The organism is Pseudosulfitobacter pseudonitzschiae (genome assembly GCF_900129395.1).
GTDB lineage: Bacteria > Pseudomonadota > Alphaproteobacteria > Rhodobacterales > Rhodobacteraceae > Pseudosulfitobacter > Pseudosulfitobacter pseudonitzschiae.
Genome location: NZ_FQVP01000002.1, coordinates 475,364 through 500,050, shown reverse-complemented (window position 1 = coordinate 500,050; position 24,687 = coordinate 475,364). Strand labels below are relative to the sequence as shown.

Here is a 24,687-nt window from a genome sequence, read left to right as displayed (position 1 = left end):
AATTGGGAGAATGTGCGCCCAATTTCAGATGCTTGCCAAATGCGTATTTATGCGCGATGCAGTATTGTACGCACTTGGAAAGGCACAGTAATGAATATTGATCTCAACACCATGTCCCACAAAGATCTGGAGAAATTGTTGATTGACGTAAAAGCTGCGATCAAAACCGCACAGGTCCGCGATCGTCGCGAAGCACTCAAAGCGGCCGAAAAAGCAGCTGCGGAATACGGCTTCTCTTTGGATGAACTGGCCGGAGCGGCAGGTTCGAAAAAGGCCGGAAAAGCAAAACGCCCCTCCACGCCGAAATATGCGAACCCGGCGGACGCCTCCCAGACATGGACCGGCAAAGGCCGCCAGCCCAAGTGGTACGTCGAAGCGCTTGAATCCGGCAAAACGCCCGCCGATCTGGAAATCTAATCGGACCGCAGCGTTTCTTTTCAGCAACGGCATCTTCCGGGTACTCCGCAAAATGCCGTTGCAGAACTTTCCAACACCCTGGCTTCCCTAACGTGTCCTCTTGCTCCACCGTCTCCATGCGGGCAATCTGGACGGGATACATTGCAGGAGCCCCCAATGACCGTCCATATCGGAGCCAAATCCGGCCAGATCGCTGAAACCGTGCTGATGCCGGGTGATCCCTACCGCGCCAAATGGGCGGCCCAGACCTTTCTGGAAGGGGCTGAACTGGTCAACGAGGTGCGCGGGATGCTGGGATTTACCGGCACTTACAAGGGCAACCGCGTGACGATCCAGGGGTCAGGCATGGGAATGCCCTCGCTGTCGATCTATGCCAACGAGCTGATCCGCGATTACAACGCGCAAACGCTGATCCGCATCGGGTCCTGTGGCGGGATGCAGCCACAGGTGGGCATCCGTGACGTGATCGTTGCGATGACAGCCAGCACCATCACCTCACCCTCATCCGGCATCTTCCGCGAGCTGAACTTTGCACCTTGCGCCGATTACGGCCTGCTGTCGGCGGCAGTCAAAGCGGCCGAAGCGCGCGGGACCAAGACACATGTGGGTGGTATTTACTCATCTGATGTCTTCTATGCCGAGCGCCCCGATCTGGACGAACAGATGGTCCGCCATGGAATTCTGGGCGTCGAGATGGAGGCGGCCGAGCTGTACACGCTGGCCGCGCGGCACGGGCGACGGGCGCTTGCAGTGCTGACCGTCAGCGACCATTTGCAGACCGGTGAGGCCTTGCCGTCGGAAGACCGCGAGAAGACCTTTGGCGATATGGTCGAGATTGCACTTGAAGCGGCCTTTACGTGACCACATCAGCATCCACAGGGGCGTGCTTCGGGCCTCAGCGGCCGTGCGTGCGGGTATAGCCGTTGGGTTCGGGTGCTTGCCAGTCCGCAAGCGCGCCGGATTCCGGTTTGAACACTTCGACGAGCAAGGGATAGCACGGCGCAGTGTCGCTTGAATGTTCCGACGAACAATCACCGCCCGGACAAGCGCTGAGCGCGCCCAACAGGTCAATCTCTGCGAAAAAGTCGATGTGGTCGCCGGGTCGGACCGGGCTGGCTTTCATGAAATACTGACCGGTGTCGCGGGTAAAGCCCGTGCACATGAACACGTTCAGCACATCGTGCACATGAGGCTCGGCCTCTTGTGGCGCGACGCCCATGTGATCCGCCAGCGCGCGGGTCAGGTTCGAGTGGCAACAGTGGTGGTATTGCCCACCTGCCAGCAGGTTATGCGTATAGGGATCGCAGCGGGTGCCGATCACATCGTGCACTGACCCGCCAAAACTGTCGATCCCATACCAGTCCAGCGTGTCGTGGATCACGGTGGCCATGGGCCGCATCGCCGGAAAGCTGGACCACATGCGGTCGCCGGTGGTGATGTGGGTGCCGTGCAGGGCGCGGGTCTTGCCGGAATAAAAGCGTTCGGACAGGTCACGGGCGTTCCACAGGTTCAGGTCGCCAACCTGCGGCCCCTCCACCGATGAAATACGAAAGATGTGGCCAGCGGGCACGGTAAAGGTCGCGGCATCGCGCGGCGGCACGGTCACCGCATCCACCTTGGTCATGCTCGCGCGCGCACTTGAATACAGTGCCATGTCAGGCTGCGGCAGGGTTTCGACCGGATAGCAGATCACCGGCGCTATGGCACGGCGGGCGTCGGCATCGTCTGGGGGATTGGGCACAGGTGCAACCTCGGGTCAGAGGGCAAAGGGCGCGCCCCGTGAAGGGCGCGCCACGGATGGATCAAACGGCGCGTTCGACCATCATTTTCTTGATGTTGGCAATCGCTGCGGCCGGGTTCAGGCCCTTGGGGCATGTCTTGGCGCAGTTCATGATGGTGTGGCAGCGGTACAGCTTGAAGGGGTCTTCAAGGTCGTCCAAGCGCTCGCCTGTTGCCTCATCACGGCTGTCGATGATCCAGCGATAGGCGTGCAGCAACGCGGCTGGCCCAAGGTAACGGTCGCCGTTCCACCAGTAGCTGGGGCAGGATGTCGAGCAGCAGGCGCACATGACGCATTCGTACAGGCCGTCCAGCTTTTCGCGATCCTCGACCGACTGCTTCCACTCTTTCGCGGGGCGGTTGGTCTTGGTTTCCAGCCACGGCATGACCGATGCGTGCTGGGCATAAAAATGCGTGAGGTCGGGGATCAGATCCTTGACCACCGGCATGTGCGGCAGCGGATAGATCTTCACGTCGCCCTTGATCTCGTCCATGCCATAAATGCAGGCCAGCGTGTTGATGCCGTCGATGTTCATCGCACAGGACCCGCAAATCCCCTCGCGGCAGGACCGGCGGAAGGTCAGCGTCGGGTCGATCTCGTTCTTGATCTTGATCAGCGCGTCCAGGATCATCGGACCACAGGAATCCAGATCAATCCAATAGGTGTCGACCTGCGGGTTCTTCCCGTCGTCGGGGTTCCAGCGGTAAATCTGGAACTTGCGCAGGTTGGTGGCACCTTCGGGCTTGGGCCATGTCTTACCGGTCTTGATCCGGCTGTTCTTGGGAAGCGTCAGTTGAACCATCTGGTGTCTCCTTTACGCGGTCAGGGCCGCAAGGCCTGCCTTGGTGATGCATGATTGTGTTTCTGGCCGTTCGATCACACTTCGAACCAGCGCAACGGTTGTCTCACTGACGCCAATCACGGCGTCCTTGGCGAATTCGCCGATTTCACGGGCCGAGGCGTTGTCGATGACACAGTCGGAAAACGGCGTCACGGCAGCCTTGGGCACCATGGGAAAGCGGGTGGCAAAGGTTTCGGCCACAGCCGCCTTGGCCGAGCGGCGCGCCACGCCGTCCACCGCCTGGGTGGTTTCGGCGCAGGCCGTCAGCGTCAGCAGCGATACGATCAACAGCGCCTTCATGCCGCCCACCGCGTGAACATCACGTCCATGTGCCGCGGCTGCGCGCGTTTGCCGGGACCGTCCGCGATGGCAAGAATATCGCGCAGTTCCAGTCCCGCATCCGCCAGCAGCGCAATGGCCGCAGAGGGCGGGGTCGATTGGGTAAACCGTTCGGTCACACTCAACTCCAGTATCACGAATTCGCAACGTTTCAGGGTATCGGGCCCGCCTGCAAGAACCGCAGTTTCAAACCCTTCGGTATCGACCTTCAGCCCGACGCGGCCGTCATATTCGGCCGCCACGTCGTCCAGCCGCTTGACCGGCACGTCATAGGTTTCGACCTTGTTGAAGGTGGCGGCCAGATTGTCCGTCCGCTCCATCAACGACGCCATCGCCCCGCCTTTGCCCGGTGCCGTTTCGGGCACGTTCAAGGTCGCGGTGCCCGTCTCGGCGCCCAGCGCCACGGCGTGAAAGTCGAAATCGTCAAGCTGCCCCGACGCGCGCACCACCTCACCGCAATCTGCCTGCGGGTCGATCAGCACAAAGCGCGCATCGGCAAAGGATTTGTACAGCCACGGCGTGCCGTCATGCACCCCGACGTCAAACACGACATCGGGGGAAAATCCGTATCCTTTCAGATAGAACGCACGCGTCTTGATGGGATGGACAGCCAACCCTTCGGACTTGAGCGTGCGCCGGATTTCACCAAGCATGGTTCAGAACGTCCGCTTCTTCGGCGCGATCTTCTTCGGGTCGATCCCGCCTTCGCTTTCGTTGGTCAGCGGGTCCATGTGCACCGCGCGGTAGCCCAGCGTCGCCTTGTTGTCATCGAACCATGTCAACGAGTGCTTGCGCCAGTTCTCGTCGTCGCGCTCGGGGTAATCCTCGTGGGCGTGTGCCCCGCGGCTTTCCTTGCGCGCCGCCGCTGCCGTGATGGTTGCCACGGCGTTGGGGATCAGGTTCGCCAGTTCCAGCGTTTCCATCAGGTCCGAGTTCCACACAAGGCTGCGATCGGTGACCTGGATGTCGGACCATTTGCCGGCAATCTCGTCCATGGCAACCTTGCCCGCCTGCAATGTCTTGTCCTCACGGAAGACGGCGGCGTCCTTTTGCATGGTCTGCTGCATTTCCAGACGCAGTTCGGCGGTGGGCGTGCTGCCTTTGGCATAGCGGGTGTTGTCGAAACGGTCCAAAGCGGCCTGAACCGACGCAGGGTTCGGCGTGGGCACGGCGCTGTCGGGGTTCACGATCTTGCCCGCGCGGATCGCCGCAGCACGGCCAAAGACCACGAGGTCGATCAGCGAGTTCGAGCCAAGCCGGTTCGCCCCGTGCACCGACGCACAGCCCGCCTCGCCCACGGCCATCAGGCCGGGTGCGACGCGATCGGGGTCATCCTCGGTCGGGGACAGCACTTCGCCCCAATAGTTCGTGGGAATGCCGCCCATGTTATAGTGCACGGTCGGGATCACGGGGATCGGTTCCTTGTTCAGGTTCACACCGGCAAAGACCCGCGCGCTTTCCGAGATGCCCGGCAGGCGCAGTTTCAGCGTCTCGGGCGGCAGGTGCGACAGGTTCAGGTGAATGTGGTCACCGTTCTTGCCGACACCGCGGCCTTCGCGGATTTCCATTGTCATACAGCGGCTGACATAATCGCGGGGCGCCAGATCCTTGTACTGGGGCGCGTAACGCTCCATGAACCGTTCGCCTTCGGAGTTGGTCAGATAACCACCTTCGCCGCGCGCGCCTTCGGTGATCAGGCAGCCCGCACCATAGATGCCGGTGGGGTGGAATTGCACGAACTCCATATCTTGCAGCGGCAGACCCGCACGCGCCACCATACCGCCACCGTCGCCGGTGCAGGTGTGGGCGCTGGTTGCGCTGAAATAGGCGCGGCCATAGCCGCCGGTGGCCAGCACGACCATCTTGGCGCTGAACAGGTGCAACGTTCCGTCGTCCAGCTTCCAGCACATCACGCCCTGGCATTCGCCTTCTTCGGACATGATCAGGTCGATGGCGAAATATTCGATGAAGAACTCGGCCTTTTGCTTCAGCGACTGGCCGTACAGCGTGTGCAGAATGGCGTGGCCGGTCCGGTCGGCAGCGGCGCAGGTGCGCTGCACGGCGGGGCCTTCGCCGAATTCGGTGGTGTGGCCGCCAAAGGGACGCTGGTAAATCTTGCCCTCGTCGGTGCGCGAGAACGGCACGCCGTAATGCTCCAGCTCGTAAACCGCCTTGGGCGCTTCGCGGGCCAGGTATTCCATCGCGTCCGTATCACCCAGCCAGTCCGACCCTTTGACGGTGTCGTACATGTGCCATTGCCAGTTGTCGGGGCCCATGTTGGACAGCGACGCGGCAATGCCGCCCTGTGCGGCAACGGTGTGCGAGCGGGTCGGGAACACTTTGGTCACGCAAGCGGTGCGCAGGCCCTGTTCGGCCATGCCCAGCGTCGCACGCAGACCAGCGCCACCGGCGCCTACGACGACAACGTCGTATTCGTGTGTTTCATATTCATATGCAGCCATTGAAATGTCTCCTCTGACTGGCGTTTTAAAGTGCGATGCGAGCGATGGCGAAAAGGCCTGTCGCCGCGATGGCGTAGCAGACGCAGATCATCACCACGATCGAGATTTTTTCGGCAACACCGTGGACATAGTCCTCGATCAGCACCTGCACGCCGTCCTTGAAGTGCTTCATGGTCACGGCAAAGGTCAGCGCGGCGACGATGGCCGGGAACGGACGGCTGAAGTATTCCAGCACCTCGGCGTGCGGCTTGCCCAGCAACGGACCAAAGGTAAAGACAAACAGCGGGATCAGGATCAGCAGCGCAACGGCGCTGACTTTCATCGCCCAGAAGTGGGCTGTGCCGGATTTGGCCGACCCCATGCCAGTGGCGCGCTTGCGGTCTGTGAGATAACGCATCGGTGGCCCCCTTAAATAATAATGATGGTCAGGATGGTCAGAACGACCGATCCACCGATAACGGCCCAGCCGAGTTTCTCGGCCGTGTTGATCTCAAGGCCAACGCCGTTATCCCAGATCAGGTGCCGGACACCGGCCAGCGTGTGATACCAAAGGCCCCACAGCGACAGCGTCATCACCAGATCACCGAACCAGCTGGTCAGGAAACCGTCCGCGGTGGCAAAGGCTTCGGGCGATGTCGCGGCGGCAATGAACCACCATGTGATCAGGAATGTGGTGACCAGCAGTGCGTTGCCTGTGATCCGTGTCAGGATCGACGTCATCGACGTCAGCTGCGGGCGGTAGATGGTCAGATGCGGTGAGAGCGGGCGGTTGCCCCGGTTCACGTCGGCCATGACGACTCCTTTGGCTTGGTGCTTGGTCTCTTACTAAACCGTTTTTTCGCGCTGTCACGTAGATGCGCCAATTTGTTACCACTAACAGGGGTGGTTTTTTGGTGCACCCATCAATATTCAACCATTTGTGATCACAGTCCGAGATGCCGTGATCACAAATAAAACATGAGCGTTTTTATAGGATTTACGCGCCCATCCTGCTTTTGTCTTTAAAGCGGAACCAAGGCCCAATAATCCAGGTCCAGCAGAACATCCGGCAGATATTTGCCATCCTCTCCGCGCAACTGGAACGGCTCGCCCCCCTTGGTCGCCACCAGCCGCAGCCGCAGCGCGCCAACGCCGGGGGCACTGGTTTCGGCCTTGTCCAGAACCTCGGACCACGCGCGGATCGTGTCGCCGGACACGCAGGGGTTCGCATGTGCGCCACCGTTCAGCCCCACGACCATCTGCGCATTGGCCAACCCGTTGAACGACAACGCCCGCGCCATCGAAATCACATGACCGCCATAGATCAGGCGGCTGCCATCGGGCCGCGCCGAGGTGTCGAAATGCACCTTGGCCGTGTTCTGCCACAGGCGCGTGGCCATCATGTGCTCGGCCTCTTCCACGGTGACGCCATCCACGTGGTCGATCTGCTCGCCGATCTCATAGTCCCCCCAGCGGTGCGGCTCACCCGCCAGTGTGAAATCGTAGTTGCTGAAATCCAGCCCTTTGGGGATCACCAACGCGGCGGGGTCCACCACGTTGCTCAGTTCCGGCACCACGGTTTCAGGGGCCGGCGCATCAACGTTCCCTTTGCGCACCATGACCCAGCGTACATATTCCAGCACTTCCTCGTCATGCTGGTTCAGGCCGGTGGTGCGCACATAGACCACGCCCGTCTTGCCGTTCGAGTTCTGCTTCAGCCCGATCACTTCGGACCGCGCGCGCAGCGTGTCGCCCGGCCAAACCGGCAATTTCCAACGCCCCTCGGCATAGCCAAGGTTCGCCACCGCGTTCAGCGACACATCGGGCACGGTTTTTCCGAAAACGATGTGAAAGGCGATCATATCATCCAACGGCGAGAACGGCAGACCGCAACCTTGGGCGAACTGGTCGGACGAATACAGCGCGTGTCGTGCCGGATACAGCATGTGATACAGCGCGCGTTCGCCCATCTTGACGGTGCGCGGCACCGCGTGGTCGATCACCTGCCCTAACGTGTAGTCTTCAAAGAAGCGGCCCGCGTTGGTCTTCATCAATGCGCCCCCAGCTTGGTGTCGGGCGTGTAGGTGCCGGGGGCCTCTTTCACCACGGCCTGACCGCAGCGCATGACACCTGCGGCGTGGTCCCATGTCTGGGTCGGGCTGCCATGCAGTTCCCACCCCTTGTTCAGCGCATCCGTCACCTTGTGACAAAAGGCGGAAGTGTCCTCTTCGGACAGAAAACGGTAGAGTTTCATAGTCTTATCCTTACCCGAACGGGTTATAACCCAGCCAGCTGTGGATCGCACCGATCACCCCCAGCAGCACGAAAGAAATGCCAAGGAACATGACATCCTTGGAAATCGACCCTTTGGCGGGCGGTGTCCATGCGGGCTCGGCGCGGTTGATCACCGCCATTTCGGCCAGCGCCCAGACCAGCAATCCGCCGAACAGCACGAACGATGGCACATCGCCGTTCACCAACAGGTGCGCGATGGCCCACAACGAGAAACCCGTCAGCATCGGGTGGCGCATCTTGTAGAAAATCGCGCCCTTCTTCGGGCCGGGGCTGACGAAATACAGGGCGGCAACCATCAGCAGGTTGTTGATCCCCGTGGTCGCCGGATGACGCCCCCAGAAAAACGCTCCATCCGCCGCACGGTAGCCAAAGATCATCAGCAGCACAGAGGCCACAAGCGCAAGCGCGACAACACCTTTTCCAGCATTGCCCATGGCGGCGCGCTGTGCAGGCATGGCACGTTTAAAGAAATGGGCCGCTGCCCACAAAAGAACCCCGAGAATAAGCAGTGTCATAGGTTTAACCTTCTGCCATGGCCGCGATGGCCTCGGCCTGTGCGATCAGTTTGCGTGCGGTTTCAACATGCAGATTCTCGACAATCTTGCCGTCAACCACAGCCACACCCTGCCCCGAGGCTTCGACCGCGTCAAAGGCTTCGATCTGTCGGCGGGCGGTGTCGATCTCGGCCTCGGAGGGAGAATATGCGGTGTTGGTCACATCTACCTGCGCGGGGTGGATCAGCGTTTTGCCGTCAAACCCCATGTCGCGGCCCTGTTCACATTCCAGCGCCAGCCCCTCGTCGTCCTTGAAGGCGTTATAAACCCCATCCACAATCGCCAGTCCATGCGCCTTGGCCGCCAGCAGGCACAGGCCCAGTCCGGCCTGCAACGGCAGGCGGTCGGCCCGTGCGCGCGTGTTCAACTCTTTCGCCAGATCGTTGGTCCCCATCACCAACCCCTGCAGCTTGGGGTGGGCTGCGATGGCGGCGGCGTTCAACATGCCTGCGGGGGTCTCCATCATCGCCCACAGCGGCGCATCACCGGTGATCGCGGCCAGCGCGTCCAGATCGGCGGGACTGGACACCTTGGGCAACAGGATCGCGTCGGCCCCCATATCAGCGGCAGCACGCGCATCGTCAGCACCCCATGCGGTATCCAGACCATTGATGCGAATGATCTTCATCCGGGCACCATAGCCGCCCTGGGCCAGCGCCTCTGCCAATGTGCCGCGCGCGGTTTCCTTTTCTTCGGCGGTCACCGCATCTTCGAGATCGAAAATGATCGCATCAACGGGCAACCCACGTGCCTTGTCCAAGGCGCGCGGCTTGGAGGCCGGAATGTAGAGAACGGAGCGCAACGGACGGTCGAGTGACATAAGCCTGCCTTTCGGGTCGGGTAATAATGTTGCGCGCAAAGGGGCATTTTTTTGCGAAAGGTTCAAGTGGAAACGCGCCGCAATGCAGCAAATCTCAAATTTTCCGTAGCGGCGCACGGCCCGTTAACCATTATTTACCACTCGGGGCGCAGGCTGATGCCGTCCGATATCACCGGGAGGGCCGTTTTGGCAGGGCCGCCGAACCTTTGCGGAAGGGGTGTCGCGACAGCACAGGAACCGGGGCCGCCCGGTCATCGCCGGGCAACCGGATCAGGCCAGATGACTGCGGGTGACGCCTTTTTGACCAAAGGCTGAACATCATGACACGCAACAAGACATTCCTGCATCTGGCGGCACTGACCGCCGCCGCCACACTGTATCTGACGGCTGCCGGCCATGTGGCCGCGCAATCCAGCGCCCGCAACTGCGGTCCGCGCGCCATGGTGGTCGACCGTCTGGCGTCTGGCTACGGCGAAACCCGCCAGTCCATGGGCCTGGGCGCCAACAACCAGGTGATCGAGGTGTTTGCCTCGTCCGAAACCGGCACCTGGACAATCACGGTGACCACGCCCGCGGGGATGACGTGCCTCGTGGCATCGGGACAAGCGTTCGAGGAACTGGCCGAGGCGTTGCCAGCGCCCGGCAAGGACGCCTGAATTCTGACGACCTGACATGCAAAAGGCGGCCCCTCGTGGCCGCCTTTTTCATGGCCTCAAGTCAACCCGTCCCAAATCAGCTTTACCCCCGTCACCACCAACAGCACATAGGTCAGCGCAAAGAACGCACGTTCCGGCACCAGCCTGTGCGCCTTGACCCCGATCCACGCCCCCGCCAGCGCAAAAGGCGCCAGCGCCAGATTGGCCAGCCCCGTTTGCAGCGTGAACATGCCCAGATAGGCATAGGGCACGAACTTGGCCACGTTGATCACCCAGAACAACAGCACCGTAGAGGCCTGATATTCGGTCTTGGTCATGCCGCGCGACAGCAGATAGACCGCCGCAGGTGGGCCGCCCGCGTGACTGACAAAGCTGGTAAAACCCGCAACCATCCCCGCAACAGCGCCCGCACCCTGGCCCAGGGGCCGTGACGCGGCGGGGATCCAGCCACGCGCGCGGCCCACCTGCCACGCCACGAAGGCAACCGAAATCACGCCGATCAGCACCCGGAACACATCCGCATCGGCCACACCATACAACCCCGCGCCCAGCACAACACCGGGCAACGCCCCCAGAATCAGCAACCGCGTCTCCGGCCAGCGCCATTTGCCCCAGTAGGGACCCAGCGTTGCGACATCGATCAGCATCAGCATCGGCAGCATCACCCCCAGCGCCAGCCCCGGCGCGACCACCAGTGCCAGAATCGACGCCCCTGCAAAGGCCGCGCCCGAGCCAAATCCGCCCTTTGACACCCCCGCAAACATCACCGCGGGGCCTGCCACCGCAAAGAACGCCCAATCCAGTTCCAGCACGTTAACTCCTTGGAAACCTTTGCACTGCATTCAAGGTTAGCGGGTAACATTGCCCACCGCCAGCCGCCGCAGGCCCCGGCGCCGCGGCGCAGCAGCCTTGCACGCGACGCGGATAAGGACTAGGCAAACCGCAAATTCACAGCAACCCTGGAGACTACTCATGGCCAGACCCAAAATTGCGCTGATCGGCGCAGGTCAAATCGGCGGGACGCTTGCGCATCTCGCAGCCATCAAGGAATTGGGCGACGTTGTCCTGTTCGACATTTCCGAAGGCACCCCCGAAGGCAAGGCGCTGGACATCGCTGAATCCGGCCCGTCCGAGGGTTTCGACGCCAAGATGAGCGGCACCCAGTCCTACGAGGATATCGCAGGCGCAGACGTGTGCATCGTCACCGCCGGCGTGCCCCGCAAGCCGGGCATGAGCCGTGATGACCTGCTGGGCATCAACCTGAAGGTTATGAAATCCGTCGGCGAAGGCATCCGCGACCACGCCCCCAACGCCTTCGTGATCTGCATCACCAACCCGCTGGACGCTATGGTCTGGGCCCTGCGCGAATTCTCGGGCCTGCCCCACGAAAAAGTCTGCGGCATGGCCGGTGTTCTGGACAGCGCCCGCTTCCGTCACTTCCTGGCCGAAGAATTCCAGGTGTCCATGCGCGACGTGACAGCATTCGTGCTGGGCGGCCACGGCGACACCATGGTGCCGCTGACACGCTATTCGACCGTTGCAGGCATCCCGCTGCCCGATCTGGTCAAGATGGGCTGGACCACGCAGGAAAAACTGGACGCCATCGTTCAGCGCACCCGTGACGGCGGCGCCGAAATCGTCGGCCTGCTGAAAACCGGCTCGGCTTTCTATGCGCCCGCAACCTCTGCCATCGAAATGGCCGAAGCGTTCCTGAAAGACCAGAAACGCGTGCTGCCCTGCGCGGCCTATGTTGACGGTGCTCTGGGTCTGAAAGGCATGTACGTGGGCGTGCCCACAGTGATCGGTGCTGGTGGCGTTGAAAAAGTCATCGACATCAAGATGACTAAAGACGAACAAGCCATGTTCGACAACTCGGTCTCGGCTGTTCAGGGCCTGGTCGACGCGTGCAAAGGCATCGACAGCTCGCTGGCATAAGCCAATTCTTGCTGTCATGAATAAAGCCGGGCGCGTTCGACGTGTCCGGCTTTTTATATGCTGCCCGGCAACCGGGCCGCACACCAACACCGCCCTACATGCGGGGTCTTCAGGGGGTCGACGTGTCCCAACTGCCTGACATCAAACGCAAGCTGACCACGATCCTGTCAGCAGACGCCGCGAACTATTCGGGCCGCATGGCCCGCGACGAAGTGAACACCGTTCAGGCCCTGCGCCGCGCGCGCCGGGTGATCGACGCGGCTGTCATCGCCCGTGGCGGGCGCATCGCCAACACCTCGGGCGACGGGCTGATCGCCGAATTTCCCTCGGTCGTCGAAGGCGTGGCCGCTGCCGTCACAATCCAGCAAACGCTGAACGACACCGCGGACGCCCTGCCCTTTCGCATCGGTGTGCATCTGGGCGATGTCATTGTCGAAGGCAGCGATCTGCTGGGCGACGGTGTCAACCTGGCCGCGCGGTTGCAGGAAAACGCCAATGTCGGCGGCATTCTGGTGTCGCGCCAGGTGGCCGATTACGCGCGTGGACGGCTTGTCGCCGAGTTTCGCCCGCTTGGCCCTGCCACACCCAAGAACCTGATTGAAGAGGTCGAACTGTTCGCCGTGCTGGCCGAGGGGGTCAAGGCACCCGACGATCTGGCCTCGGTCGCACCGCGCATTGACCGCCCGCAATCGGTGCATCTGAACGATGACGCCCGGATCAAGTTTCGCAAGTCATGTCAGCGCGCGGGTCTGGCAACAGCCGTGCTGGTGGTCATCGATCTTACGAACGGCCCCGGCCCCGGCTGGCCCGCCCTGGTCGTCGCCGCAATTGCAGTTTCGCTGGTGTTCAAGTGGCGAAATTTGCGCGACTCGCAGCGCTGAACAAACTGCCAGCACAAAGGAATCTGTGCCAACACCCCCAGAAACGCGCTGTCAGCGGTAACGTTTCAAATTTTGTGATCACAGGAAAAAACGTGTGATCACAAATGCTGGATTTTCTAGGCAAAACCCCGCCTTCCGCGCCTTTTCAGTTTACCATCCCTTCACGCTTGATCGTATACAGCCAGTTAAACCGCAGCTACTCAGGACCGTTTTGTCATGAACATCCACGAATATCAGGCCAAGGCCTTGCTTCGCTCTTACGGGGCACCCGTTTCCGACGGACGCGTCGTGCTGAAAGCCGAAGACGCCAAAAACGCAGCCGCCGAGATGGACGGCCCCCTGTGGGTGGTCAAGGCGCAGATCCACGCAGGTGGACGCGGCAAGGGTCACTTCAAAGAAGCTGACGCCGGCGAGAAAGGCGGCGTGCGCCTGACGAAATCGGTCGAAGAAGCCGCCGAAGAAGCCAAGAAGATGCTGGGCCGCACTTTGGTCACGCACCAGACCGGCCCTGCCGGCAAACAGGTCAACCGTATCTACATCGAAGACGGCTCGGGCATCGAAACCGAACTGTACCTGGCCCTGCTGGTGGATCGCCAAACCAGCCGCGTCAGCTTTGTCTGCTCGACCGAGGGTGGCATGGACATCGAAGAGGTCGCAGCGTCGACCCCCGAAAAAATCCTCAGCTTCTCGGTTGATCCTGCATCCGGCTATCAGGCATTCCACGGCCGCCGCATCGCCTTTGCCCTCGGGCTGGAAGGCAAGCAGGTTAAACAGTGCGTCGGTCTGATGGCGCTGCTGTACAAGGCGTTCCTGGAAAAAGACATGGAGATGCTGGAAATCAACCCGCTGATCGTCACCGACAGCGGCGACCTGAAAGTGCTGGACGCGAAGGTCAGCTTTGACGGCAACGCCATGTACAAGCACGCCGACATCAACGAACTGCGCGACGAAACCGAGGAAGACCCCAAGGAACTCGCCGCGTCCAAATACGACCTGAACTATATCGCGCTGGACGGCGAAATCGGCTGCATGGTCAACGGTGCGGGTCTGGCGATGGCCACAATGGACATCATCAAGCTCTACGGCGCCGAGCCTGCCAACTTCCTCGACGTCGGTGGCGGTGCCACCAAGGAGAAAGTGACCGAGGCGTTCAAGATCATCACCTCGGACCCGCAGGTCAAAGGCATCCTCGTGAACATCTTCGGCGGCATCATGCGCTGCGATGTGATCGCCGAGGGCGTTGTGGCCGCGGTGAAGGAAGTGGGCCTGAAAGTGCCGCTGGTGGTCCGTCTGGAAGGCACGAATGTGCAACAGGGCAAGGACATCATCAACAACTCCGGCCTTGACGTGATCGCCGCCGAAGACCTGAAAGACGGCGCACAGAAGATCGTGAAAGCGGTCAAGGGCTAAGTGTCCGGCATCGGGGGCGAACCGCTTCGCCCCCGAGCACACAGCCCCTTGCAACGGAGGTTCGATGTGATGCGCAAGCTTTTCGTCAATCCGGTTTCGCCGGGGGTCTCCCTTTTTTCCCATGCGCCCTTTGGAGCGTTGAACTGATGCGCCGTTTCTGCCCTGCCGCTTTTGCCGTGTCGTTGTCCCTCGGGACAGCAGGCATTGCCATGGCCGACGGGCAGGCTGCCATAAGTGCGTTCAACGCCTATTGTTTTCAGGCAGGCCAGACCGCCGCGCAGGCACGCGACAACATGCAGGCGCTGGTCGGCACACCGCTGCCGTTCGAGCTGACCTTCTGGGACGCCACGCTTGAGGCCGCGCCGACAGATGCGCCCTATGGCGTCGAGCGGCGTTGCGAGGTGTCCTGGCACGGCAACCAGCCGCAGGCTGCGATCGACGCGCTGCGGGTCCAGATGAATACGCCGCCTGTATTTGGCCAACCGACCGCCATGCCCGCCACCCATTCCGCCCAGCCCGGCACCGCCCTGATCGAAGCGCGCGAATTGCTGCAAGGGCGCGTGGCCGTGGTGCATGTGGGCACACGTGGTGGTGCGAATGCTGTCACAACCTTCATGGCCGTCGACCGCCTGCCGGTCGCGATGGCTCCGGGGGACAGCTGATGATCGTCTCGGAAAGCCTGAACTGTGTGTTCATTCACATCCCCAAAACCGGCGGCAGCAGCGTGCGTACCATGCTGGCCCCGGCCCTGGACCTGTCGCGCGATCTGGACATACGTTCGCGCAAATCCGTTCGGGGCACGCGTGCCGCCTGCGGAATGGACCCGGCGGCGGCGATCATCAAGCACAGCCGTCTGGATCGTCTGGGCAAACTGCTGGGTCCCGCACGTCTGACCTCGATGTTCAGCTTTGCCGTTGTGCGCAATCCCTTTGCACGCGCCTGGTCGGCGCTGGCTTTTGTCAAGCGGCGGGCGGTTTCACATGCCGACCCGGAGGTGCGGGCAAACTGTGCGCCCTATCTGGATATGTCCTTTGACGATCTTGCCAGCGACTTGCCCGCGCAGGCCCGGCAGATGCGCAGCCTGTTACCCCAAGTCAAATGGGTGCCCTCACCCCAATCCGTCACTCATCTGGCCCGACTGGAAACGCTGGCCGCAGATTGGGCTGTGATCGTGGACAAGCTTGGCATCGCCAACCGCGTCTCCCCCGCCCCGCTGCACGAGAATGCCAGCACAGATCACGAGGCGTGGCGCAGCATGTCACCCACAGCAGCCGCCAGGGTCGTCGACTATTATGCCGATGATTTTGCGGCTTTCGGCTATGACACTTCGACGCGCTTCGCAACGCAGGGGGTGTGCTGATGGTCATGATCTCGCACAGCCACCGGTTTATCTATCTCAAGACCTTCAAAACCGCGAGCACCTCGACCGAGGCGGCGCTGGAACGGTTTTGCGCCCCGGCCGAGGCCTGCGCCGACGGCGTCGCACGCGATGCCTATGACGGCCCCGAAGGGATCATCGGCAGCCGTGGTCCGGCACAGGACGCCTCCAGGGGCACCTGGTACGGGCACATGCCCGCAGCCGATGTGCGCGACGCCCTGCCCCGCGCGGTCTGGGACGGCTATTTCAAATTCACCACCCTGCGGAATCCCTTCGAACGGCTGGTGTCGCATTTTGCCATGCGCAACCGCGCCCATTTCGCAGGCCGGGTGTCGCAGGACGACCGCCGCACGGCCTTTGTCGACTGGCTGCACCACAGCCCGCAAGCCACGCAGGATCTGGACATATACGGCATCGACGGCACACCGGTGATCGACGCGGCCGTACGTCTGGAGCACCTGGCTCAGGACCGCGCCGCACTTTGCGCCCGTCTGGACCTGGGCACGGTCGACTGGCCGCACCTGCGCAACAACCCCGAACGCTGGGCAAAGGTGGGCGACTGGCGCGCCCTTTACACGCCCCGCGCGCTGGCCCGCGTGGCCGACCTGTATCACTGGGAGCTGGCCGAATACGGCTATCACGCCCCCGCCCTCGAAACATCGCAAACAACAGACTGATCGTAAGCAAGGAAACCAAACATGGCCGTTCTTATCGACGAAAACACCAAAGTCATCTGCCAGGGCCTGACCGGCTCGCAGGGGACATTCCACACCGAACAGGCCATCGCCTATGGCACAAAGATGGTCGGCGGCGTGACGCCGGGCAAGGGCGGCCAGAAACATCTGGACCTGCCCGTCTTCAACTCGGTGCACGAGGCGATGCACGTGACCGAAGCGAACGCATCGGTCATCTATGTGCCGCCCCCCTTCGCGGCGGATTCGATCCTCGAAGCCATCGACGCGGAAATGCCGCTGATCGTGTGCATCACCGAAGGCATTCCGGTTCTGGACATGATGCGCGTCAAACGCGCGCTGGAAGGGTCCAAATCCCGCCTGATCGGCCCCAACTGCCCCGGCGTGATCACGCCCGACGCCTGCAAGATCGGCATCATGCCGGGCCACATCCACAAGCGCGGCTCGGTGGGTGTTGTTTCGCGCTCGGGCACGCTTACCTATGAGGCTGTGAAACAGACAACGGACATGGGACTGGGCCAATCTTCGGCCGTGGGCATCGGCGGCGACCCCATCAAGGGGACCGAGCATATCGACGTGCTGGAAATGTTCCTGGCCGACCCTGAAACACAGTCGATCATCATGATCGGTGAAATCGGCGGCTCTGCCGAAGAAGAAGCGGCGCAGTTCCTGGCCGACGAAAAGAAAAAAGGCCGCTGGAAACCCACAGCCGGTTTCATCGCGGGCCGCACCGCCCCTCCGGGCCGCCGCATGGGCCACGCAGGCGCCATCGTTGCCGGTGGCAAGGGCGACGCCGAAAGCAAGATCGAAGCGATGCGCGAAGCCGGTATCGTGGTGGCAGACAGCCCCGCGACACTGGGCGAAGCGGTCAAAGAAGCCATCGACAAAGGCTAACCAGTCTCAGGGCGGGGCCTGTTGTCCCGCCCTGCTCTCATTAACCATCATACGGCCACGTCTCATATCCGAGGTATCTCGCCATGACCGACCACCCCGCCAACGACCAGTTCCACGCCTCGTCCTTCATGCAGGGGCACAACGCGGAATACCTTGAACAGATGTATGCCCGCTATGCCAACGATCCCGGCGCGGTGGACGAAGCCTGGCAGGCCTTTTTCAAGGCGATGGGCGACGAGGACGACAACGTCAGGGCCGAGGCCGCAGGCCCGAGCTGGGCGCGCAGCGACTGGCCGCCGATGCCAGGCGATGACCTGACGCAGGCGCTGACCGGCGAATGGGCCGCGCCCGCCGAGGTCAAGGGCGCTGGCGAGAAGATCAAGGCGAAAGCCGAAGCCAAGGGCGTCGAGCTGAGCGACGAGATGGTAAAACGCGCCGTGCTGGACAGCATCCGCGCGCTGATGATCATCCGTGCCTACCGCATCCGGGGCCATCTGGTCGCCGATCTGGACCCGCTGGGCATGCGCGACAAGGTCCCGCATCCCGAGCTGGACCCGAAATCCTACGGCTTTACCGAGGCCGACATGGACCGCCCGATCTTTATCGACAACGTGCTGGGGCTGGAAATCGCCTCGATGCGGCAGATCATGGAGATTGTCACGCGGACCTATTGCGGCACTTTCGCCCTGCAATACATGCACATTTCCGATCCCGAACAGTCCAGCTGGCTGAAAGAGCGGATCGAAGGACTGGGCAAGGAAATCGCGTTCACCCGCGAAGGACGCAAGGCGATCCTGAACAAGATGGTCGAGGCCGAAGGCTTTGAGAAATTCCTGCATGTCAAATACATGGGCACCAAACGCTTTGGCCTGGATGGCGGCGAAAGCCTGATCCCCGCGATGGAACAGGTGATCAAGCGTGGCGGCGCCTTGGGCGTCAAGGAAATCGTCATCGGCATGCCGCACCGTGGCCGCCTGTCGGTTCTGGCCAACGTGATGCAGAAACCCTATCGCGCGATCTTCAACGAATTTCAGGGCGGCAGCTTTAAACCCGAGGATGTCGATGGCTCGGGCGACGTGAAATACCACCTTGGCGCGTCTTCGGACCGTGAGTTTGACGACAACACCGTGCACCTGTCGCTGACCGCCAACCCCTCGCACCTCGAGGCGGTGAACCCCGTCGTTCTGGGCAAGGTCCGGGCCAAACAGGACCAGTGGGGCGACACCGAGCGTACCCAGGTCATGCCGATCCTGCTGCACGGGGATGCGGCCTTTGCCGGTCAGGGTGTGGTGGCTGAATGTTTCGCCCTGTCGGGACTGCGCGGTCACCGCGCGGGCGGCACCATGCACATCGTGGTGAACAACCAGATCGGCTTTACCACGGCGCCGCATTTCTCGCGCTCGTCCCCCTATCCCACCGACAACGCATTGGTGGTCGAGGCTCCGATTTTCCACGTCAACGGTGACGATCCCGAGGCGGTGGTCCACGCCGCCAAAGTCGCGACCGAATTCCGCCAGAAATTCCACAAGGATGTCGTCATCGACATCTTCTGCTATCGCCGTTTCGGTCACAACGAGGGCGACGAGCCCATGTTCACCAACCCGGTGATGTACAAGCGGATCAAGAAGCAGAAAACCACCCTGACGCTATATACCGACCGCCTGGTCAAGGACGGCCTGATCCCTGAGGGCGAGATCGAGGACATGAAGGCGGCGTTCCAAGCCAAGATGAACGAAGAGTTCGAGGCCGGCAAAGAATACCGCCCGAACAAGGCCGACTGGCTGGATGGCAAGTGGTCGCATCTGGATAAGATGAAGCAGAAAAAATACCAGCGTGGCAAAACCGCGATCAAACCCGAAACACTGGCCGAGATCGGCAAGGGATTGACGGCAACGCCCGAGGGTACGCCCTTGCACAAAACCGTTGAACGCCTGCTGGAAGCCAAGAAGGCGATGTTCGAAAGCGGCACCGGTTTCGACTGGGCCACAGCCGAGGCAATCGCGTTCGGATCGCTTCTGACCGAAGGCTATCCCGTGCGCCTGTCCGGTCAGGACAGCGCCCGCGGCACCTTCAGCCAGCGCCATTCGGCCCTGATCAATCAGGACAACGAAGAACGCTACTATCCGCTGAACCACATCCGCGAGGGCCAGGCACAATACGAAGTCATCGACTCGATGCTGTCTGAATATGCGGTGCTGGGCTTTGAATACGGCTATTCGCTGGCCGAACCCAATGCGTTGACCCTGTGGGAGGCGCAGTTCGGCGACTTTGCCAACGGCGCGCAGATCATGTTCGACCAGTTCATCAGCTCGGGCGAAAGCAAATGGCTGCGGATGTCGGGCCTGACCGTCCTGCTGCCGCACGGTTTTGAGGGGCAAGGCCCCGAACACTCCAGCGCCCGTCTGGAACGGTTCCTGCAAATGTGTGGTCAGGACAACTGGATCGTGGCCAACTGCACCACGCCGGCGAACTACTTCCACATCCTGCGCCGCCAGATCCACCGCGACTTCCGCAAGCCGCTGATCCTGATGACGCCGAAATCGCTGCTGCGTCACAAGCTGGCCATCAGCAAGGCCGAGGAGTTCACCACCGGTTCGTCCTTCCACCGCGTGCTGTGGGACGATGCGGAACATGGCAACTCGGACACCAAGCTGGTCGCCGATGACAAGATCAAGCGCGTCGTGATGTGTTCGGGCAAGGTCTATTATGACCTGCTGGAAGAACGCGACGCCCGTGGAATCGACGATATCTACCTGCTGCGCTTTGAACAGTTCTATCCCTTCCCCGCCCAATCCGCGGTCAAGGAACTGGAACGCTTCAAGGACGCCGAGATGATCTGGTGCCAGGAAGAACCGAAGAACCAGGGCGCATGGACCTTTATCGAACCCAACATCGAATGGGTTCTGGGCCGGATCAAGGCCAAGCACCTGCGCCCCGAATACGTGGGCCGCGCCACATCGGCGTCGCCTGCCACAGGTCTGGCCAGCCAGCACAAAGCACAACAAGCCGCCCTCGTTGACGAGGCGCTGACCATCAAAGGATCGAAATAATGACTGATGTCCGTGTGCCCACCCTGGGCGAATCCGTGACCGAAGCCACCGTTGCCACATGGTTCAAGAAACCCGGCGACGCCGTGGCCGTTGACGAAATGCTGTGCGAGCTGGAAACTGACAAGGTCACCGTCGAAGTGCCCAGCCCCGTCGCGGGCACCATGGGCGAGATCGTGGCTGCCGAAGGCGACACCGTCGGCGTTGACGCGCTGCTGGCGACCATCTCGGAAGGCGGCGAAGCCGCGGTAGAGCCCCCCAAGGACGCGCCCAAATCCATCGACGCCGGTGCCGAGGAAACCAAGCCGCGCGAGGCGTCGGCCAATGTGGACGTGATGGTGCCGACACTGGGCGAGAGCGTCACCGAGGCGACCGTCAGCACATGGTTCAAGAAAGTCGGCGACGAGGTCGCGCAGGACGAAATGCTGTGCGAGCTGGAAACCGACAAGGTCAGCGTCGAAGTGCCCAGCCCCGCCGCCGGTGTCCTGACCGAAATCCTGGCCGAGGAAGGCAGCACCGTGGAAGCCAGCGCCAAACTGGCTGTGATCTCCTCCGGTGACGGTGCCAAGGCTGCGGCCCCCGCCTCGGAAGACGCCCCCAAACCTGCGGCGCAGGCGCAGAGCGGCGGCAAGGACGTGGAAGACGCCCCCTCCGCCAAGAAAGCCATGGCCGAGGCCGGGATCAGCCGCGATCAGGTCACCGGCTCGGGCCGTGACGGGCGCATCATGAAGGAAGACGTGGCCAAGGCCGTGGCCGCCGCCGGCGCCGCCCCTGCCCCGCAAGCCTCCGCCGCCCCGCGCGCACCTGTTTCGGCCGACGATGAGGCACGCGAAGAGCGGGTGAAAATGACCCGCCTGCGCCAGACCATCGCGCGCCGCCTGAAAGACAGCCAGAACACCGCCGCGATGCTGACCACCTATAACGAGGTCGACATGACCGAGGTCATGGCACTGCGCAACGAATACAAGGACCTGTTCCTGAAGAAGCACGGCGTGAAACTGGGCTTTATGTCCTTCTTCACCAAGGCTTGCGTGCACGCGCTGAAAGAGGTCCCCGAGGTCAACGCCGAGATCGACGGCACCGACGTGGTCTACAAGAACTTCGTTCACATGGGGATCGCCGCAGGCACGCCCACGGGTCTGGTGGTTCCGGTGATCCGCGACGCCGATGCGATGTCCTTTGCCGACATCGAAAAGGCGATTGCCGAAAAAGGCGCGCGCGCCCGTGACGGCAAGCTGTCGATGGCGGAAATGCAGGGCGGCACGTTCACCATCTCGAACGGTGGCGTCTACGGCTCGCTGATGTCCTCGCCCATCCTGAACCCGCCGCAATCGGGTATCCTGGGCATGCACAAGATCCAGGACCGCCCGATGGCGATCAACGGTCAGGTGGTGATCCGTCCGATGATGTACCTGGCACTGTCCTACGACCACCGGATCGTAGACGGCAAGGGCGCTGTGACCTTCCTTGTCCGCGTCAAGGAAGCACTGGAAGATCCCCGCCGGTTGCTGATGGATCTTTGAGAAAGACATGCCGACAATCGTCGCTATTCGACACCAGTTCACTGCGTTGCCAGAAGAAGTGAAGACGCATCTTAGCGGGCTTCAACCTTTACTTGACGCAGCTGATCTGGATTTGTCGCTCGCCTATTTGTTCATGGTTATCGAACAAGGTCGGTACCGCTCACTGAAGTGCATTCTCGTTAGGAACCTGAAGTGCATGACATCAGTTGTCGATGCAGAGCTCGAAAGAAGATCGTTCACACGAACATCCTTTCGGGCGACGATAAAGTCTTTGATTGGTATAGATTTGGCTTCAGCAGATTATAGGGCATTGGAAAATGCAGAGACTGTCCGTGATACAATATTCCACGGACGCAGTGCATCAGACGCAAAGAAACGGGAAGCCATCGAAAATTCACTGAAATTTATCGCGAAATTCGGGGCTAAAGTTAAACAGAAAACAGGAAAAAATCCGTTTGCTACATTAAAGGGCTTAACGTCTAGAATTCGCCCAGTTGATCGAGACCAATCAATATGGATTGTGAGAGGGGTCTTTGCGATAAACAACGTACAAAAGATTTCGGAGGCATAATATGACCCCCCTCCTCCTGACCATCGCCCTCGCCGGCCTCTTGCACATCGTGCAGTTCGTCGTCGCCTCGACCATGGCGAACATGGACGTGGGGCCGAGTTACACCACCAGCCCGCGCGACCGCGATCCCAGCCGACCGATGCGCAACGTCACCGCGCGAATGCTGCGGGCCTATGACAACAACGTGCAGATGTTCCCGTTCTTTGCCGCCGCCGTGCTGTTGATCCACGTTACGGATCAGGTCACCACCCTGACGCTGGGGGCGGCGTGGGTCTATCTGGCCGCCCGTGCGCTCTATATTCCCGCCTACGCGCTGGGATGGCAGCCCTGGCGGTCCTATATCTGGCTCGTGGCACTGGCCTGCGTTGCCATCCTGTTCATCGCCTCCCTGATCTAGGGACGCGCCCGCAAGACACATATGGCCCCTGTGCCACACTGAAAGCCGACAGCAGCCTGTCCCAGGCCAAACCGGCGCACACGACCAAGGAGAAGACCACATGGCATCCTACGACGTTATCATCATCGGCTCCGGCCCCGGCGGCTATGTCTGCGCCATCCGTTGCGCGCAGCTGGGCCTGAAAGTGGCCTGCGTCGAAGGACGCGAGACGCTGGGCGGCACCTGCCTGAACGTCGGCTGCATCCCGTCCAAGGCATTGCTGCACGCATCCCACATGCTGCACGAGGCCGAGCACAACTTTGCCGAAATGGGCCTGAAGGGCAAAAGCCCCTCGGTCGACTGGAAGCAGATGCTGACCTACAAACAGTCCACCATCGACACCAACACCAAGGGCATCGAATTCCTGTTCAAAAAGAACAAGGTCGACTGGCTCAAAGGCTGGGGCTCGATCCCCGAAGCGGGCAAGGTCAAGGTCGGTGACGAGGTCTACGAGGCCAAGAACATCATCATCGCCACCGGCTCCGAGGCGGCATCCCTGCCCGGCGTCGAAGTGGACGAAAAGGTCGTCGTGACATCGACCGGCGCGCTTGAGCTGGGCAAGGTTCCGAAATCCATGGTCGTGATCGGCGCGGGCGTGATCGGGCTGGAACTGGGCAGCGTTTACGCGCGGCTGGGGTCCGAAGTGACCGTTGTCGAATATCTGGACGCGATCACCCCCGGCATGGACCCCGAAGTTCAGAAGACCTTCCAGCGGATGCTGTCCAAACAGGGCCTGAAATTCATCATGGGCGCCGCCGTGCAAAAGACCGAGGCGACCAAGACCAAGGCCAAGGTGCATTACAAACTGCGCAAAGATGACAGCGAACACGTGCTGGACGCCGATGTGGTTCTGGTGTCGACCGGCCGCAAGCCTTACGTCGACGGGCTGGGCCTTGAGGGGCTGGGCGTCGAGATGACACAGCGCGGTCAGATCAAGGTGGGCAAGGACTGGCAGACCAACGTGCCGGGCGTCTACGCCATCGGCGACGTGATCGAGGGTCCGATGCTGGCGCACAAGGCCGAGGATGAAGGCATGGCCGCCGCCGAGCAGGTCGCGGGCAAGCATGGGCACGTCAACTATGGCGTGATCCCCGGTGTGATCTACACCCACCCCGAGGTGGCCAACGTGGGCGAAACCGAGGCCACGCTGAAAGAAGCGGGCCGCGCCTATAAGGTCGGCAAGTTCAGCTTCATGGGCAACGCCCGTGCCAAGGCCGTCTTCGCGGGCGACGGTTTCGTCAAGATCCTGGCGGACAAGGAAACCGACCGCATCCTGGGCTGCCACATCATCGGCCCCGGTGCCGGCGACCTGATCCACGAGGTTTGCGTGGCGATGGAATTCGGCGCGTCCGCCGAGGATCTGGCCATGACCTGCCACGCGCACCCGACCTATTCCGAAGCGGTGCGCGAGGCCGCACTGGCCTGTGGCGACGGCCCGATCCATATGTGATTGGCATAGGCCAGAGACCACAAAAAAGGCGCGCCTGACGGTGCGCCTTTTTCATTTCCGGTGTTTTTAGAATGTGTTCCCGCAGGTCCTGCGGACAGGCACCCGCTCCTAGGCGTTTGGTGCGTCGTTCACCCTACCTCTGCGCGGGACAAGGCCGTAGGCCGCCGCGCATCGCCGGGCCGTCCGCCGGCACGGCGATTTGGTTTCTGTTGTGTGATACTGTTAGCTCGGATGTGTTTGGCTGCCATAAAGTGCCCAGCACTAAGGCACATCGCCGCACCACGGCCCGTCGATGCGCGGCTTTGCGTCCTGTGGCGAAAGGCATCT

Annotated in this window: 27 protein-coding genes; 15 read left to right on the top strand and 12 right to left on the bottom strand. The window is 61.5% G+C overall.

The genetic code is table 11. The features are described from left to right. The first annotated feature begins 90 nt into the window (after nt 1-90). On the top strand, nt 91-417 hold the full coding sequence (locus BUC08_RS06730; protein WP_037925130.1) for an H-NS histone family protein: 327 nt from the start codon (nt 91-93) through the stop codon (nt 415-417). A 156-nt stretch (nt 418-573) separates the two neighbouring features. Then, complete coding sequence (deoD, locus tag BUC08_RS06725; RefSeq protein WP_037925128.1) at nt 574-1,278, top strand: purine-nucleoside phosphorylase; 705 nt, start codon at nt 574-576, stop codon at nt 1,276-1,278. A 34-nt stretch (nt 1,279-1,312) separates the two neighbouring features. On the opposite strand, the gene BUC08_RS06720 is transcribed toward deoD, so the two are convergent. The 11 genes from BUC08_RS06720 to BUC08_RS06670 form a co-directional block, all read right to left on the bottom strand. After that, complete coding sequence (locus BUC08_RS06720; protein WP_037925127.1) at nt 1,313-2,158, bottom strand: urea carboxylase-associated family protein; 846 nt, start codon at nt 2,156-2,158, stop codon at nt 1,313-1,315. A 61-nt stretch (nt 2,159-2,219) separates the two neighbouring features. Continuing rightward, nucleotides 2,220-2,999: a succinate dehydrogenase iron-sulfur subunit gene (locus BUC08_RS06715; protein WP_037925124.1), complete on the bottom strand. Its 780-nt coding sequence runs from the start codon at nt 2,997-2,999 to the stop codon at nt 2,220-2,222. Between the two features lie 12 nt (nt 3,000-3,011). Then, nucleotides 3,012-3,338, bottom strand: coding sequence for a hypothetical protein (locus BUC08_RS06710; RefSeq protein WP_037925123.1), 327 nt, complete (start codon nt 3,336-3,338; stop codon nt 3,012-3,014). After that, a complete protein-coding gene (locus BUC08_RS06705) occupies nt 3,335-4,030 on the bottom strand; it encodes an FkbM family methyltransferase (protein ID WP_037925122.1) in 696 nt (231 codons plus the stop codon). Before BUC08_RS06705 ends, BUC08_RS06710 begins: the two co-directional genes overlap by 4 nt. A gap of 3 nt (nt 4,031-4,033) precedes the next feature. Continuing rightward, nucleotides 4,034-5,839, bottom strand: a complete 1,806-nt coding sequence (gene sdhA / locus BUC08_RS06700; RefSeq protein ID WP_037925120.1) for a succinate dehydrogenase flavoprotein subunit — start codon at nt 5,837-5,839, stop codon at nt 4,034-4,036. A 25-nt stretch (nt 5,840-5,864) separates the two neighbouring features. Then, nucleotides 5,865-6,236: a succinate dehydrogenase, hydrophobic membrane anchor protein gene (gene sdhD, locus BUC08_RS06695; protein ID WP_037925118.1), complete on the bottom strand. Its 372-nt coding sequence runs from the start codon at nt 6,234-6,236 to the stop codon at nt 5,865-5,867. Between the two features lie 11 nt (nt 6,237-6,247). Beyond that, the gene (sdhC, locus tag BUC08_RS06690; protein ID WP_037925116.1) at nt 6,248-6,631 is read right to left on the bottom strand and encodes a succinate dehydrogenase, cytochrome b556 subunit; all 384 of its coding nucleotides are present in this window, start codon (nt 6,629-6,631) and stop codon (nt 6,248-6,250) included. Between the two features lie 209 nt (nt 6,632-6,840). Then, on the bottom strand, nt 6,841-7,872 hold the full coding sequence (locus BUC08_RS06685) for a MaoC family dehydratase (protein WP_037925112.1): 1,032 nt from the start codon (nt 7,870-7,872) through the stop codon (nt 6,841-6,843). Next, a complete protein-coding gene (locus BUC08_RS06680; protein WP_028954851.1) occupies nt 7,869-8,072 on the bottom strand; it encodes a DUF1737 domain-containing protein in 204 nt (67 codons plus the stop codon). Before BUC08_RS06680 ends, BUC08_RS06685 begins: the two co-directional genes overlap by 4 nt. A gap of 10 nt (nt 8,073-8,082) precedes the next feature. Beyond that, complete coding sequence (locus BUC08_RS06675) at nt 8,083-8,628, bottom strand: NnrU family protein (RefSeq protein ID WP_037925110.1); 546 nt, start codon at nt 8,626-8,628, stop codon at nt 8,083-8,085. 4 nt (nt 8,629-8,632) lie between these two features. Continuing rightward, nucleotides 8,633-9,487 carry an HpcH/HpaI aldolase/citrate lyase family protein gene (locus BUC08_RS06670; protein WP_037925109.1) on the bottom strand — a complete coding sequence of 285 codons (855 nt, stop codon included), beginning with the start codon at nt 9,485-9,487 and terminating at the stop codon, nt 8,633-8,635. 320 nt (nt 9,488-9,807) lie between these two features. Between BUC08_RS06670 and BUC08_RS06665 the strand changes: the two genes are divergently transcribed. Further along, nucleotides 9,808-10,143, top strand: a complete 336-nt coding sequence (locus tag BUC08_RS06665; protein ID WP_037925107.1) for a hypothetical protein — start codon at nt 9,808-9,810, stop codon at nt 10,141-10,143. A 56-nt stretch (nt 10,144-10,199) separates the two neighbouring features. On the opposite strand, the gene BUC08_RS06660 is transcribed toward BUC08_RS06665, so the two are convergent. Further along, complete coding sequence (locus BUC08_RS06660) at nt 10,200-10,955, bottom strand: sulfite exporter TauE/SafE family protein (RefSeq protein WP_037925104.1); 756 nt, start codon at nt 10,953-10,955, stop codon at nt 10,200-10,202. A 160-nt stretch (nt 10,956-11,115) separates the two neighbouring features. Between BUC08_RS06660 and mdh the strand changes: the two genes are divergently transcribed. The 12 genes from mdh (at nt 11,116) to lpdA (ending at nt 24,360) form a co-directional block, all read left to right on the top strand. Beyond that, a complete protein-coding gene (mdh, locus tag BUC08_RS06655; RefSeq protein ID WP_037925102.1) occupies nt 11,116-12,078 on the top strand; it encodes a malate dehydrogenase in 963 nt (320 codons plus the stop codon). A 122-nt stretch (nt 12,079-12,200) separates the two neighbouring features. Next, the gene (locus BUC08_RS06650; RefSeq protein ID WP_159436683.1) at nt 12,201-12,959 is read left to right on the top strand and encodes an adenylate/guanylate cyclase domain-containing protein; all 759 of its coding nucleotides are present in this window, start codon (nt 12,201-12,203) and stop codon (nt 12,957-12,959) included. A gap of 216 nt (nt 12,960-13,175) precedes the next feature. Further along, nucleotides 13,176-14,369, top strand: coding sequence for an ADP-forming succinate--CoA ligase subunit beta (gene sucC, locus BUC08_RS06645; protein WP_028954857.1), 1,194 nt, complete (start codon nt 13,176-13,178; stop codon nt 14,367-14,369). A gap of 146 nt (nt 14,370-14,515) precedes the next feature. Beyond that, nucleotides 14,516-15,031, top strand: coding sequence for a hypothetical protein (locus tag BUC08_RS06640; RefSeq protein WP_051694212.1), 516 nt, complete (start codon nt 14,516-14,518; stop codon nt 15,029-15,031). Further along, nucleotides 15,031-15,729 (top strand): sulfotransferase family 2 domain-containing protein, encoded by a 699-nt coding sequence (locus BUC08_RS06635; protein ID WP_037925099.1) that lies wholly within the window; start codon nt 15,031-15,033, stop codon nt 15,727-15,729. The genes BUC08_RS06640 and BUC08_RS06635 overlap by 1 nt, the downstream gene beginning before the upstream one ends. Then, complete coding sequence (locus BUC08_RS06630; protein ID WP_037925098.1) at nt 15,729-16,424, top strand: sulfotransferase family 2 domain-containing protein; 696 nt, start codon at nt 15,729-15,731, stop codon at nt 16,422-16,424. Before BUC08_RS06635 ends, BUC08_RS06630 begins: the two co-directional genes overlap by 1 nt. A 21-nt stretch (nt 16,425-16,445) precedes the next feature. Then, nucleotides 16,446-17,333 (top strand): succinate--CoA ligase subunit alpha, encoded by an 888-nt coding sequence (sucD, locus tag BUC08_RS06625; protein ID WP_028954860.1) that lies wholly within the window; start codon nt 16,446-16,448, stop codon nt 17,331-17,333. An 83-nt stretch (nt 17,334-17,416) separates the two neighbouring features. Further along, nucleotides 17,417-20,383 (top strand): 2-oxoglutarate dehydrogenase E1 component, encoded by a 2,967-nt coding sequence (locus BUC08_RS06620; RefSeq protein WP_037925097.1) that lies wholly within the window; start codon nt 17,417-17,419, stop codon nt 20,381-20,383. Next, nucleotides 20,380-21,903: a 2-oxoglutarate dehydrogenase complex dihydrolipoyllysine-residue succinyltransferase gene (gene odhB, locus BUC08_RS06615; protein WP_037925096.1), complete on the top strand. Its 1,524-nt coding sequence runs from the start codon at nt 20,380-20,382 to the stop codon at nt 21,901-21,903. The genes BUC08_RS06620 and odhB overlap by 4 nt, the downstream gene beginning before the upstream one ends. A gap of 7 nt (nt 21,904-21,910) precedes the next feature. Beyond that, the gene (locus tag BUC08_RS06610) at nt 21,911-22,474 is read left to right on the top strand and encodes a hypothetical protein (RefSeq protein ID WP_037925094.1); all 564 of its coding nucleotides are present in this window, start codon (nt 21,911-21,913) and stop codon (nt 22,472-22,474) included. Nucleotide 22,475: 1 nt separating this feature from the next. Then, entirely contained in the window at nt 22,476-22,871 is a 396-nt protein-coding gene (locus tag BUC08_RS06605) for an MAPEG family protein (RefSeq protein WP_037925092.1), read from the top strand. A gap of 100 nt (nt 22,872-22,971) precedes the next feature. Further along, complete coding sequence (gene lpdA, locus BUC08_RS06600; protein WP_037925091.1) at nt 22,972-24,360, top strand: dihydrolipoyl dehydrogenase; 1,389 nt, start codon at nt 22,972-22,974, stop codon at nt 24,358-24,360. Nucleotides 24,361-24,687: the final 327 nt, after the last annotated feature.

Bases quoted from the DNA above. Each gene is read 5' to 3' on its own strand.
- BUC08_RS06730 (WP_037925130.1), top strand. From the start codon at position 91: ATGAATATTGATCTCAACACCATGTCCCACAAAGATCTGGAGAAATTG.
- deoD (WP_037925128.1), top strand. From the start codon at position 574: ATGACCGTCCATATCGGAGCCAAATCCGGCCAGATCGCTGAAACCGTG.
- BUC08_RS06715 (WP_037925124.1), bottom strand. From the start codon at position 2,999: ATGGTTCAACTGACGCTTCCCAAGAACAGCCGGATCAAGACCGGTAAG.
- BUC08_RS06710 (WP_037925123.1), bottom strand. From the start codon at position 3,338: ATGAAGGCGCTGTTGATCGTATCGCTGCTGACGCTGACGGCCTGCGCC.
- BUC08_RS06705 (WP_037925122.1), bottom strand. From the start codon at position 4,030: ATGCTTGGTGAAATCCGGCGCACGCTCAAGTCCGAAGGGTTGGCTGTC.
- sdhA (WP_037925120.1), bottom strand. From the start codon at position 5,839: ATGGCTGCATATGAATATGAAACACACGAATACGACGTTGTCGTCGTA.
- sdhD (WP_037925118.1), bottom strand. From the start codon at position 6,236: ATGCGTTATCTCACAGACCGCAAGCGCGCCACTGGCATGGGGTCGGCC.
- sdhC (WP_037925116.1), bottom strand. From the start codon at position 6,631: ATGGCCGACGTGAACCGGGGCAACCGCCCGCTCTCACCGCATCTGACC.
- BUC08_RS06680 (WP_028954851.1), bottom strand. From the start codon at position 8,072: ATGAAACTCTACCGTTTTCTGTCCGAAGAGGACACTTCCGCCTTTTGT.
- BUC08_RS06675 (WP_037925110.1), bottom strand. From the start codon at position 8,628: ATGACACTGCTTATTCTCGGGGTTCTTTTGTGGGCAGCGGCCCATTTC.
- BUC08_RS06670 (WP_037925109.1), bottom strand. From the start codon at position 9,487: ATGTCACTCGACCGTCCGTTGCGCTCCGTTCTCTACATTCCGGCCTCC.
- BUC08_RS06665 (WP_037925107.1), top strand. From the start codon at position 9,808: ATGACACGCAACAAGACATTCCTGCATCTGGCGGCACTGACCGCCGCC.
- mdh (WP_037925102.1), top strand. From the start codon at position 11,116: ATGGCCAGACCCAAAATTGCGCTGATCGGCGCAGGTCAAATCGGCGGG.
- sucC (WP_028954857.1), top strand. From the start codon at position 13,176: ATGAACATCCACGAATATCAGGCCAAGGCCTTGCTTCGCTCTTACGGG.
- BUC08_RS06640 (WP_051694212.1), top strand. From the start codon at position 14,516: ATGCGCCGTTTCTGCCCTGCCGCTTTTGCCGTGTCGTTGTCCCTCGGG.
- BUC08_RS06635 (WP_037925099.1), top strand. From the start codon at position 15,031: ATGATCGTCTCGGAAAGCCTGAACTGTGTGTTCATTCACATCCCCAAA.
- BUC08_RS06630 (WP_037925098.1), top strand. From the start codon at position 15,729: ATGGTCATGATCTCGCACAGCCACCGGTTTATCTATCTCAAGACCTTC.
- sucD (WP_028954860.1), top strand. From the start codon at position 16,446: ATGGCCGTTCTTATCGACGAAAACACCAAAGTCATCTGCCAGGGCCTG.
- BUC08_RS06620 (WP_037925097.1), top strand. From the start codon at position 17,417: ATGACCGACCACCCCGCCAACGACCAGTTCCACGCCTCGTCCTTCATG.
- BUC08_RS06610 (WP_037925094.1), top strand. From the start codon at position 21,911: ATGCCGACAATCGTCGCTATTCGACACCAGTTCACTGCGTTGCCAGAA.
- BUC08_RS06605 (WP_037925092.1), top strand. From the start codon at position 22,476: ATGACCCCCCTCCTCCTGACCATCGCCCTCGCCGGCCTCTTGCACATC.
- lpdA (WP_037925091.1), top strand. From the start codon at position 22,972: ATGGCATCCTACGACGTTATCATCATCGGCTCCGGCCCCGGCGGCTAT.